This window comes from Azospirillum mesophilum, from assembly GCF_053470405.2.
The window spans coordinates 24,672-36,464 of sequence record NZ_JBPXMQ020000023.1; the positions used below are offsets into that span (position 1 = coordinate 24,672).

Below are 11,793 nucleotides of genomic sequence, written 5' to 3' on the forward strand. Positions count from 1 at the left end.
ACCGCGCCGGGTGTCCTTCATCCGAAACCCGAACCGCGCACCGGGTGGTAATCCGTGTCCGTTTGACGCAGCCCGAAGCGGTCCCCACTTGATCCCCAAGGCACCTGAGCCTTGGCCCGCCCTTTTTCCGGGATACGCCGACCGTGACCGCCATCACCGCCGCAACGGACGACATCCGCTCCCCCGCCTCCACCCGGCCCATCGCCTGCTGGCTGCTGGTCTGCTGCGCCATGGTGCTCGCCATGGCGGTGATCGGCGCCATCACGCGGCTGACCGAATCCGGCCTGTCGATGGTCGAATGGAAGCCGCTGATCGGCATCCTGCCGCCCCTGTCGGAGGCGGAATGGAACCGCGTCTTCGACCTGTACAAGGCCACGCCGGAATACCGTGTCTTCAACCACGGCATGTCGCTGGAGGCCTTCCAGCACATCTTCTGGTGGGAGTGGTTCCACCGGCTGTGGGGCCAGCTGATCGGCTTCGTCTTCCTGATTCCCTTCCTGCGCTTCTGGGCGCAGGGGCGCATCCCCAAGGATCTGTGGCCGAAGCTGGCCGGGCTGTTCCTGCTGGGCGGGCTTCAGGGCGTGATCGGCTGGTACATGGTCAGGAGCGGCCTCGTCGACAGCCCGGAGGTCAGCCACTACCGCCTCGCGCTGCACCTCGGCACGGCGATCGTGATCTACGGGCTGCTGCTGCGGACGGCGCTGGGTATCCTCGACCCGCTGCCGCTGGCCGGCTGGGCGACCGAAGCAAGGCGCCTGCGCAAGCACGCCCGCTGGGCGCTGGGGCTGGCCGGGGCGGCCATCGTCTGGGGCGCCTTCGTGGCCGGGACCGACGCGGGGCTGGCCTACAACACCTTCCCGCTGATGAACGGCCACTGGATCCCGACGGAGGTCGGCAACCTGTCGCCCTGGTGGATCAACCCGCTGGAGAACACGGCGGCGATCCAGTTGACACACCGCACGCTTGCCATCGTCACGGGGGTGGTCGTGCTGGCGCTGGCCCTGCGGGTGTGGTTGGCCCGGCTGCCGGGGCGAGCGACGCGGGCGGCGCTGCTGACCGGAGGGATGGTGCTGGTGCAGATCGGCCTGGGCATCACCACGCTGCTGAGCGTGGTGTGGATCCCCGTCGCCGCCGCCCACCAAGCCGGCGCGATCCTGGTCGTGTCGGGGCTGGTGTGGCTGCTGCACGAGATGCGCCCGGTGACGGCGCGGACGCGGTTCGCGCCAAGGGCGTAGGCTGGGGGTGGGCCGGGAGCAAACAACAGATTTTCCACGGATTTCACGGATTTTGGCACGGATGACACGGATTTTTTGGGCTTGCTCAGCGTTGGCTTCTCGAAAAGCTGGCGCTGAGCAAGTCTTACAAAATCCGTGTCATCCGTGTTTAAATCCGCGAAATCCGTGGAAAATCTGTTGCCCGCGACGGATCGACCATTCCAACCGGATCAGTCGTGCTTGCGGATGAACTCCCGCACGGCCGGCATGATGCTTTCGCGCCAGCGGCGGCCGTTGAAGATGCCGTAGTGGCCGACGCCGTTCTGGTAGTGGCGGCCGCGCATCTCCTCCGGCAGGGAGGAGCAGAGGCGGTGGGCCGCTTCGGTCTGGCCGGGGGCGGAGATGTCGTCCAGCTCGCCTTCCACGGTCATCAGCGCGGTCTTGCGGATGGCCGCCGGCTCGACCGGGCGACCGCGCGATTCCATGGTGCCGTTGGCGAGCGCGTGTTTCTGGAACACCGTCTCGATGGTCTGCAGGTAGAACTCCGCCGACAGGTCCATGACCGACAGGTACTCGTCGTAGAAGCGGCGGTGCTGCTCGGCCGAATCGCCGTCGCCCTGGACGAGGTGGCGGAACAGGCCCAGATGCTCCCCGATGTGGCGGTCCAGATGCATGGACATGAAGCCGGAAAGCTGGATGAAGCCCGGATAGACGCGGCGGAAGCCGCCCGGATAGTAAGCGGGCACCGTGGTGATGACGTTGCGCTCGAACCACTTCAGCGGGCGCGTGGCGGCCAGCTTCACCGGCACGGTCGGGTTCGCCATCGGGTCGATCGGGCCGCCCATCAGCGTCATGGAGCGCGGCTGGATCGCCTCGTCCGCCGCCGCCATCAGCGACACTGCGGCCAGCACCGGCACCGCCGGCTGGCACACCGCGATGACGTGGGTCTGCGGACCCAGGAAGCGGATCATCTCCGCGACCGTCTCGATGTAGTCGTCCAGGTCGAACGGCCCGCGCGCCAGCGGCACCAGACGGGCGTCCACCCAGTCGGTGACGTAGACGTCGTGGTCGGCCAGCAGCGCCTCCACCGTGCCGCGCAGCAGCGTGGCGTGGTGGCCCGACATCGGGGCGACCAGCAGGACGCGCGGCTGGGCCGGCGTGCCTTCGGGCTTGCTGAAGTGCAGCAGGTTGCAGAAGGGCTTCTGGAACGCAAAGCGTTCGGTGATCGCCACGGTCTCGCCGTTGACCTTCGTGGTCTTCAGACCGAAGGCCGGCTTGGGGAAGCGCCGCGTCGTGCGCTCCACCAGCTCGGCGCTGGCCGCCATGGCGCGCCCGAGCTTGGTGTAGGACACCGGGACGAAGGGGTTCTGGAAGGTGTGCTGGGCCGCCTCGGCCAGCAGGCGCATGGGACGCAGGGCCGCGTGCTGCAGGTCGTAGAGATGGTAAAGCAACAGATCCTCGCTAAGGCGGTTGATCCCAGCCCGATGGGGTAGGGTCCTGTCATTGGTCGTATGACCAATAAACAGTTTGGCCAAGCTTTGCCCAAAAGGTCAATAGCCTGACGACCCGGCTCGGGCATGAATTTGCATTAGAAACAAACGGGCGCGGCAAATGGGCAACGCAGCGCTGCGATGCGGAAGAATCATTGCCCTGCGCCAAAGGCGCGCACCGAATGGTGCGCGCGCGTGGCGAAGGTGAAAGAGTCGAACCTTAGAAGGATGGTGGGTTAAGCAGGCAGGACGCATTTTGCCCCCTCCCCAACCCTCCCCCGCTTTCAGCGGTGGAGGGGGCTGCCGCCGCGTCGCCCAAGCCCCCTCCACCTCGAAGAGGGGGAGGGTTGGGGAGGGGGCGTTGGAAGCTTATGACCCCGCTTACGGAACCGCGACGGTCGCGCGCACCGGCAGGTGGTCGGAGGCGCGGCGGGTCAGGACCGTGCGCACCACCTCGTAGGCCGGGATGGTCAGCCCGCCGTTCGCGTAGATGCGGTCGAGCCGCAGGGTGGGCATGCGCGCGTGGAAGCTGCGCGGGTTGGCGCAGTCGGGGAAGGCCTGGGCCAGCCGCTTCAGCCGGGGCGAGCTGGGCGTCCATTCGTTCAGGTCGCCCATGAACAGCGTCGGCAGGCCCGGCTGTTCGGCCACGAGGTCGACGACGGCGCCGACCTGCTTGGCCCGCTCCCACGGGTCGAGGCCGAGATGGGCGACGATGACGCGCACCGGCCGCCCCTGCACCTCCACGATGGCGTCGATGCCGCCGCGCGGCTCCCGCCGGCCGACGCTGAGGTCGATGGAGGAGCATTTCAGCACCGGCAGCCGCGTCAGGATGGCGTTGCCGTAATGGGCGTGGGCGTTGTGCTTGGTCGGGCCGGCGTGGGCCTTCAGGCCGGTGGCCTTTTCCAGGAAGGCGAACTGGTCCAGGCCGGATTCGCCCCGGTGGTGCCAGCCGACCTCCTGAAGCCCGACCAGATCGACGTCCAGCTCCTTGATGACCTCGGCGATGCGGTCGGGGGCGAAGCGCGCGTCCAGCCCGACGCAGCTGTGAATGTTCCAGGTGGCGATGCGCAGCGCCGCCATACCGTTCGGGACCGTACCGAAGCGCCCGTCGGGGCGGCGGCGCGGACGGCGGGCACGCGCGGCGCGTAGCGCGGCGGCGATCCGCTCGACGCGCTCATGGCTGAATCGGATCACCGTCCCTCGTCCCCCTTCTTCTTCGTCTTCCGAACCAGCGCGTGGCCCGCCCAGCCGAGCCCCAGCGCGACCAGGGCCACCAGCGCCAGCAGGATCATGTCCGCCGTGGTCGGCTCCTTCACCGTCCGTTCCAGCTGGTGGCCCAGCAGGTTGAAGGTCAGGATGCCCGGCGCGGTTCCCAGTATCGTCCCGATCAGATAGTCGGGGAAGCGGATCCGGGAAGCCCCCGCGACAAGGTTCACCACCGTGAAGGGCGCCACCGGCACCACCCGCACCGCGGCCATGGCCAGCACGCCGCTGTCGCCCAGCCGTTCGCTGACCCGCCGCACCACCGGCCCGCCGTAGCGTTCCAGCGGGCGCTGCCCGGCCCAGCGGCCGACCCAGAACAGCGCGCTGGCGGACGCCAGAACCCCGGCCATCGCCGTGGGAAAGCCCAGCCACGGTCCCAGCGCGATGGCGGTGGCGGCGACCAGCAGCAGCACCGGCACCATCACGAAGCCGCCCGCCACATAGAGCAGCACCAGCCAGAGCGGCCCCAGCGTCATGTCGCGCAGGTGCTGGATCGCGCCCAGCACGCCGTCCAGCGTCGCCCAATCGCGCAAGGGGGTGTAGTGCCACAGCGCCCACATCCCGCCGGCCACCAGCAGGATCGCCGCCAGCGCCAACCAGTGGTGCCGCGCGGGAATGGCGGAGGGCAGGACGCGCCGCGCGATCTCCACAGCACCAACCGGCCGTTCGGGGTCGAAGACCTTGGCGTCGGCGACGGCGGCGGCCAGCGCGCCGGGGTCGGCGTCCTCCAGCGGTTCCAGCGTGCGCCCGTCGGGCCGGCGCAGCCGCTCGATGCTGCGGACCAGGGAGCCGGTGCGGCGCAGCTCCGCCGCCACGCTTTCCGGGGCGACGCCCAGATGCTCCGCGATCAGGCTGTTGCGCACGTTGGCGATGGCGTGGCGGGCCTGCCGCCCTTCCACACGGCCCGATGGTGCCTCCAGCGCCAAGTCGCATTCGGTGTCCAGCCCCATGGAGCGGTTGTTCAGGTTGGCCGAGCCGATGCGCAGCATCCGGTCGTCCACCACCATCACCTTGGCGTGCACGGTGATGCAGGCTCCGCCGTCGGTCAGCGCGACGTAGAGGCGGAAGCGGCCGTGCCGGTCGGCCTCCCGCAGTTCCTTCACCAGCTGGGCGCGGGCGCCGAGCATGACGGTGTTCTCCAGCCAGCTCGTCGCGCGGGCGGGGTTGACCACCACCACCTCCGGCCCGTCCGGCTCGGCCAGCCGCGCCTTCAGCGCCTCCGCCACCGCCGTCGAGGCGAAATACTGGCTTTCCAGATAGATGGTGTGGCGCGCCGCCGCGATGGCCTCGACATAGAGCGCCTCCACCTCCCGCACCTCGTCGCGGCCGTTGCAGGCGGGGTCGGTTCGGGCAATGCCCACGGGCATGTCGCGCAGCAGCGGGGCCAGCGTCGGCGGCCAGGGGTCGAAGCCGTTGGACAGAAGCCGGTTGCGGCGGGGCGGCTTGGGCGAGGGCGGGCTCAGCGCGCAGCCGGTGGCGCGCTGCCAGCGCTCCCGGAACAGGTCGGCCAGCGCACGGGCGGCGTCGCCGTCCACCGCCATCATCACGTCATGGAAGGGCTCGTAGGGGTTTCCGTCGGGCTGCCGGCGCAGCGGCTCGTGCGCGCGGTGGGCGCGGGTGTCCCAGCGGTTGGCGGTGATGTCCAGCCCGCCGCAGAAGGCCACGCTGTCGTCGATGACCAGCATCTTCTGGTGATGGCAGGCGCCCGCGGGGTGGTCGCCGTCCAGCCGGTAGTGCAGGCGCGGGTGGCTCAGCATGTTGCGGAGGAACAGCGGCTGCGACCAGCGCGCCAGATCGAACAGCTCCGCATAGTCCCACTTCAGCACATGGATGGTCAGGTCGGGACGGGTAGCGGCCAGCCAGTTCAGCAGGTTGCCCAGCCGGTCCGGGCGGCGCGGGTGGCGCATCTGGGGCGTCAGCCGGATGCGCGCGTCGAAGTCCCAGGCGGTCAGGTAGATGCTGCGCCGCGCCCGCCGCATCGCCGTCTTGGCGAGCGCGAAGTAATCCTCCGCGTCGATGATGACGCCGACCCGCGACGCCCGCTCCACCCGCCAGCAGGTGCGGCCCGGCACCAGCAGGGAGTCGTGTGGGGCCGGCTCCGGTCCAAGGCCGGGACGGTGGGGATCGGGGACGGGGGCGAGCATGCGGTCGGGCGGATTCCGGTGGTCGGGTGTGAGGGAAACAACGCTGAAGGCATAACAATGGGCACGGCCAACCCTCCCCCGAACCCGCCGAGTGGCGAAATTTCGTTGCCCGACCGGCACCAACCTGCGTACCGTCGGAGCCACCCCTTTCGTGGCTGCCCGTGGCTTTCCCTCAGAGTTTGTGAGTTTATGGGGACCTTGCAGAGAGAGGCTCGAAGTTCGGGACGCGACACGTTGGAACACACAATGCACGCTTCTCGACCGTCATCCCCGCGAAGGCGGGGATCCAGCCCGTGCAAGCACTTGTGTGCGAAGTTTTCTGGATCCCCGCCTTCGCGGGGATGACGAGCGGAATTTCTCGCCCATAAACTCACAGGCTCTCACCCCATGCTGCCCCCGCCGCACCGCCGATGCTGAGCTTCGCCGTACGCCGGCTTGCCGCCGCGGTGCCCGCCCTTCTTGCGTTCGCGCTGATCGCCGCCGCCGTCAAAGGGTTGGGCAACGGGCTGGGCGTCGTCCTCGCGGCGCTGCCGGTGACCGTCGCGCTGACCCTGCCGGCGCTGGCGCTGGGCAGCGGGTTGGGCGCGCTGTTCGGATTGACCGCCAGCCTGCGCCCGCGCTCCCCCGCCGGGTGGGCGGGCCATCTGCTGGGCTGGGCCGGCCCGGCGCTGCCGGCCTTCCTGCTGGCCGCCCTGTTCGTCACCGCCTTTAAGGACACGCCTGCACCTGTCGCTTTCGCCGCGATGGCGCTCGCCCTGCCGCCGGCCGCGCAGGCGGCGCGGCTGGCGCGCGGGGCTTTCGATGACGCGCTGGACAGCGGGGCGGTGCTGGCGGCGCGAGCCCGGGGGTTGGACGACCGCGCGGTGCTGTGGCGCCACGCCGTGCCGATGGGGCTCGCCCCGGTGGCGGGCGGCCTGCGGAGCGCCGCCGTCGCGACGGTGACCGGGGCGGTGGCGGTCGAAAGCCTGTTCGGCCTGCCCGGCACCGGCCGCCTGTTCCTGGACGCCGTCCGGACCGGCGACGCAGGCGCCTCTCTGGCGGCGCTGGCCGGGCTGTGCGGGCTGGCCGTCCTGCTGAGCGCGCTCGGAGCCGTGCTGCACGGCTGGCTCGACCCGCGCCTGCGGTCGGCGTGAGGAGCGGCGGCGTGAGGATCGCTCCCAGGACCAACAACGTCCCGGCCGGCGCCCCGGCCGCCGGGATCGCCGTGCTGGCGGCGCTGACGCTCGCCGTTCCCACCGCGCCGCTGCTGGGGAACGGGCCGCTGGAGCGGGCGCTGGTCGCCGGTCAGGGCAGTCTTTCCTTCGCGGTGTTCGCCGGGCTGGTCGGTGGCGCGGCCGGGCTTCTGTGGGGGGTGGCGGCTGTGGCGCTGGGCCAGCGGGCCGAGCGGGTGCTGATGTCCCTGGCGAACCGGCTGATGGGGCTGCCGCTGGCGCTGGGCGTTCCGCTCGCCGCCGGGCTGGGCGGGCGCGAGCTGTGGACCCTGGCGCTGTCCGCCGCGCTGACCGGCGCCCCGGCGGTGGCCGTGCTGACCCAGGGGGCGTTGCGCGCCCTGCTCCGCCGCGAGTTCCTGGTTGCCGCGCAGGCGGCGGGCCTGCCGCCGGGGCGCGTCCTGCGCCGCCACTTGCTGCCGAACGCCGCGCTGCCGCTGGCCGCCGCGGCCTGGACGGCGCTGCCCCGCGCCCTGGCGGCGGAGAGCTTCGCCGGCCTGTTCGGCCTCGGCCTGCCGGAGCGGGTGCCGAGCTGGGGCGCCCTGCTGGCCGGCGCCGTGCAGCGCGGCGACCCGCTGGCGCTGGCGGCACCGGCCCTGCTGCTGGCGCTGAGCCTGTGGGCGCTGCACGCCGTCGCCGACGGCCTGCACGCCGCCGCGACCGGAGCCCGCCCGTGAGCGCGCCGATTCTGCGCATGGAGGGCGTGTCGGTCGGCGCCGCGGAGGTGGTGGCGATCACCGGAGCCCCCGGTGCGGGCAAGAGCCTGCTGCTGCGCACGCTCGCCGGCCTACCGGTGCCCGACAAGGGCGGCGCCAACACGGGCGGCGCGGTCCAGATCCAGGGGCGCCGGCTGCTGGTGACCCAGGACGGCGCGCTGACCCCGCACCGGACGCTGGGGGCGCACTTCACTGAACTGCTCGGCCACCATCTCGGTCTGGACGAGCGCGCCGCCCTGCACCGCGCCGTCACGGCGCTGGAGCGCATGCGGGTCCCCGCCGCCGCGCGCCGTCTGCCCCTGTACCCCCACGAACTGTCGGAGGCGATGCGCTGGCGCGCCGTGCTCGCCCTGGCCCTGGCGGCGGAGCCGGCGGTGCTGCTGGCCGACGCGCCGGCCGCGTCGCTCGACCCCACCCAGCGGGCACGGCTGCTCGACGATCTGGCGGGCTGGGCGCGGGAGGCTGGGATAGCCCTGGTCCTCGCCGGGCGTCCGGAGGACGGCGTGACCGCCCCGGCGACCCGCGTGCTGACGCTGGAGGCCGGACGCCTGCGCGCCGCCCTGCCCCCGCCGGCCTTGCCCATCGACGATTCGCCCGCCCCCGCCGGCCCGCCCGCCCTGTCGGTGCGCGACCTGCGCGTCGCCTTCCCGCTGGGCCGGACGTGGCGCGGCGAGGAACGCCGACTGACGGTGGTGGACGGCGTCACCTTCGACCTTGCCGAGGGCGAGTCGCTGGCCCTGCTGGGCGAAACGGGCAGCGGCAAGTCGGTGCTGGCCCGCGCGCTGCTGCGGCTGGTGCCGCCAACCGGCGGGCGCGTCGCCTGGATGGGGCTGGACGTCACCGCCGCCCCGCCGGACGCCATGCGCCGGGCGCGCTGCGACTTGCAAATCCTCTTCCCCGACCCGGCCGCCGCGCTCGACCCTGCCCTGACCGTCGGCACCCAGCTGGCGGAGGTGCTGGAGACGCAGCGCCCCGACCTGCCCGCCGCCGAGCGCCCCGCCCGGATCGCCGACGCGCTGCGCGAGGTCGGCCTGCCGGAAGGCGTCGGGCTGCTCCGCCCCGGAAGCCTCCGCCCGGCCGAGGCGGCGCGCGTGGGGCTCGCCCGCGCCCTGCTGCCGGAGCCGCGCCTGCTGGTCTGCGACGAACCGGCGGCGACGCTGAGCGGGGCGGAGCGGGAGGACTTCCTGGCCCTGCTGCTGGAGGCGCGGCGGACGCGGCGGCTCGCCCTGCTCTACGCCACCCGCGATGCCGGCGAGGGCTTGCGGGTCTGCCAGCGCGCGCTGGTGCTGCTGCTCGGCCGCGTCGTGGAGGCGGCGGACGGCGCCACGCTCGCCACCACCCCCTGTCATCCCTACAGCCGGGGGCTGGTGCAGAATGCGCCGGTCCTGTTCGGGGATCCGCCGTCGGCCCTGCGCCCGCCGTCCGGCTGCCCGCTGCGCCTGCGCTGCCCGAGGGCGCGGGACTATTGCGGCCAAGCCATCCCGCCGCTGGAAGAGGTGGCAACCGGCCACCGCGTCGCCTGCCACTATTGGGACGCGGAGGATGGCGGGAGTGAGGATGGGGGTGCGTCATAGACGCGCAGATCCTGTCCGCACAACATCATAGACTTTGCATAAAATTTAAACACAATCCGCCTACGAACCAAACGCCGCACCGTTGCACGCCTCCCGTGCCGCGCCGGCGCCGTCCTTTCGTGAGGTGAGCCATGATGACCCTGCTGTCACGCCTGTCCGTGCGCGTTCAGATCATGACGATCGCGGCGCTGGGCATCGTGGGGCTGCTGGTCGTCCTGGGGGTGTACTGGAGCAGCTGGTCGGTGCAGGCGCGGCTCGCCGCGGAAGACCAGACGGCCACCGCCGCCTCGGAATCGGCCACGCGGGCGGGCGTCCATCTGAACGCGGCGCGCATCCTGACGAACATCTTCCTCGATTCGCGCGACGCCGCCATTCCCGACCGGCGCGCCCGCGAGACGGCCGCAGCACTGGCCGAGATGGACCGGCTGGCCGGCCTGCTGTCCGACCCCGGCGCCCGTTCCGACGCCACCCGCCTGCAAGCCGCCATCACCGGCTGGGACGCCGATTTCCGGACTCTGCTGGACACGCTTCAGAAGATCGGCCTGACCGAGAAGGACGGCCTGCAAGGCACCTTGCGCAAGGCCGTCCATGAGGTCGAGCAGCGGTTGGACGGGCTGTACAAGCGCGCGCCGGACGAGGCGGCGGTCGTCCGCCTTCAGGTGCTGATGCTGCAGATGCGCCGGCACGAGAAGGATCTGATGCTGCGCGCGGAGGCCGGCTATCGCGACAGCATGGCCCAGCGCCAGAAGGAGTTCGCGCAGCAGCTTGCCGCCGCGCCGATCGAGGAGGCGGAGCGCACGGCCATCGCCGCCCTGATGGCGGAATACCAGCGCGCCTTCGCCGGCTTCGCCGACGCCTTCCTGTCGCTGGTCCCGCAAAAGGACAAGCTGCGCGCCGCCGGGGCCGCGACCGTGCAGCCGCTGGACGCGCTGCTGGCGCGCCTGTCCACCGACGAGGAGACGGCGCGCGCCCACATGGCGGCGAACCGCGACGACACCTTCGCCATGGTGGCCTGGACCATCGCCGCCACGGTGCTGCTGGCCGGGGCGGCCAGCGTCCTGCTGGGCCAGGGCATCGTCGGGCCGCTCGGCCGCATCACGGCGGCCATGCAGGCCATCGCCGGCAACGACCTGTCCACCGCCGTGCCCGCGCTGGATCGCCGGGACGAGATCGGCCGCATGGCCCGCACGCTGGAGGTGTTCAAGGCCGGTGCGGCCGAGAACGCCCGCCTGCGCGCCGACCAGGAGCGCAGCCGCGCCGCCGCCGAACAGGAAAAGCGCCGCATGTTGACGCAACTGGCCGACGACTTCGAGACCAGCGTCAACGCCATCGTGCAGGGCGTCGTCGCCGCCGCCTCGCAGACGCGCAGCTCGGCCGAGCAGATGACCGCCATCGCCGTCAGCGCCAGCGAGCGCGCGGCCACCGTCTCCGCCGCGTCGGCCCAGGCGACCGGCAACGTCCAGACCGTGGCGAGTGCCGCGGAGGAGCTGAGCTCCTCCATCCACGGCATCGCCCAGCAGGTCGCCACCTCCGCCGGCATCGCCCAGCAGGCGGAGCGGGAGGCCGACCGCGTCTCCTCCACCATCCGCGATCTGGCGGAGGCCGCCGGACGCATCGGGGAGGTGGTGCAGCTCATCAACGCCATCGCCGCGCAGACCAACCTGCTGGCGCTGAACGCGACCATCGAGGCCGCCCGCGCCGGGGAGGCCGGGAAGGGCTTCGCCGTCGTCGCCAACGAGGTGAAGAGCCTCGCCAACCAGACCGCCAAGGCCACCGACGACATCGCGACCCAGGTGGGCTCCGTCCAGGCGGCGACGGAGGCGGCGGTCGGGGCCATCGACGGCATCGCCGGCATCATCGCGCGCATCAACGGCATCGCCACCGACATCAGCGGCGCGGTGGAGGAGCAGGGTGCGGCCACGCGGGAGATCGCCCGCAACGTGCAGGAGGCCGCGACCGGCACCCAGGAGGTGTCCACCAACATCGTCCGCGTGCAGGACGCCGCCGGCGAGACCGGCCGCACGGCCGAACTGGTCCTGTCCGCCGCCGACGACCTGATGCGCCAATCCCAGACCCTGCGCGACCGGGTCGACGGCTTCCTGGGCACCGTCCGCGCGGCGTGAGGCGAAAAGCGGGGCGACCCTGTTCACAGGCCGCTTGCGTCTGATAGATTATCGGGCATGT

8 protein-coding genes are annotated in these 11,793 nt (G+C 71.8%); 5 read left to right on the forward strand and 3 right to left on the reverse strand.

Going from position 1 to position 11,793, the window contains the following annotated elements; all coding sequences use genetic code 11:
* Nucleotides 1-143: 143 nt before the first annotated feature.
* Nucleotides 144-1,235, forward strand: a complete 1,092-nt coding sequence (locus ACSVC7_RS20860) for a COX15/CtaA family protein (protein WP_448206402.1) — start codon at nucleotides 144-146, stop codon at nucleotides 1,233-1,235.
* A 209-nt stretch (nucleotides 1,236-1,444) separates the two neighbouring features.
* Here the strand turns inward: ACSVC7_RS20860 and ACSVC7_RS20865 are convergent, their stop codons facing one another.
* The 3 genes from ACSVC7_RS20865 to ACSVC7_RS20875 form a co-directional block, all read right to left on the reverse strand.
* Nucleotides 1,445-2,665, reverse strand: a complete 1,221-nt coding sequence (locus ACSVC7_RS20865; RefSeq protein ID WP_448206403.1) for a polyhydroxyalkanoate depolymerase — start codon at nucleotides 2,663-2,665, stop codon at nucleotides 1,445-1,447.
* Nucleotides 2,666-3,085: 420 nt separating this feature from the next.
* On the reverse strand, nucleotides 3,086-3,898 hold the full coding sequence (locus ACSVC7_RS20870; protein WP_448206404.1) for an endonuclease/exonuclease/phosphatase family protein: 813 nt from the start codon (nucleotides 3,896-3,898) through the stop codon (nucleotides 3,086-3,088).
* Nucleotides 3,895-6,111, reverse strand: a complete 2,217-nt coding sequence (locus ACSVC7_RS20875) for a VTT domain-containing protein (protein ID WP_448206405.1) — start codon at nucleotides 6,109-6,111, stop codon at nucleotides 3,895-3,897. The genes ACSVC7_RS20870 and ACSVC7_RS20875 overlap by 4 nt, the downstream gene beginning before the upstream one ends.
* A gap of 410 nt (nucleotides 6,112-6,521) precedes the next feature.
* Between ACSVC7_RS20875 and ACSVC7_RS20880 the strand changes: the two genes are divergently transcribed.
* The 4 genes from ACSVC7_RS20880 to ACSVC7_RS20895 all read left to right on the forward strand — a co-directional run bounded on the left by ACSVC7_RS20880 (nucleotide 6,522) and on the right by ACSVC7_RS20895 (nucleotide 11,732).
* Nucleotides 6,522-7,244, forward strand: coding sequence for an ABC transporter permease subunit (locus ACSVC7_RS20880; RefSeq protein WP_448206406.1), 723 nt, complete (start codon nucleotides 6,522-6,524; stop codon nucleotides 7,242-7,244).
* A gap of 11 nt (nucleotides 7,245-7,255) precedes the next feature.
* Nucleotides 7,256-7,996 (forward strand): ABC transporter permease subunit, encoded by a 741-nt coding sequence (locus ACSVC7_RS20885; RefSeq protein WP_448206407.1) that lies wholly within the window; start codon nucleotides 7,256-7,258, stop codon nucleotides 7,994-7,996.
* Nucleotides 7,993-9,609, forward strand: a complete 1,617-nt coding sequence (locus tag ACSVC7_RS20890; RefSeq protein WP_448206408.1) for an oligopeptide/dipeptide ABC transporter ATP-binding protein — start codon at nucleotides 7,993-7,995, stop codon at nucleotides 9,607-9,609. Before ACSVC7_RS20885 ends, ACSVC7_RS20890 begins: the two co-directional genes overlap by 4 nt.
* 131 nt (nucleotides 9,610-9,740) lie before the next feature.
* Complete coding sequence (locus tag ACSVC7_RS20895) at nucleotides 9,741-11,732, forward strand: methyl-accepting chemotaxis protein (RefSeq protein WP_448206409.1); 1,992 nt, start codon at nucleotides 9,741-9,743, stop codon at nucleotides 11,730-11,732.
* The last annotated feature ends 61 nt before the right edge of the window (nucleotides 11,733-11,793 follow it).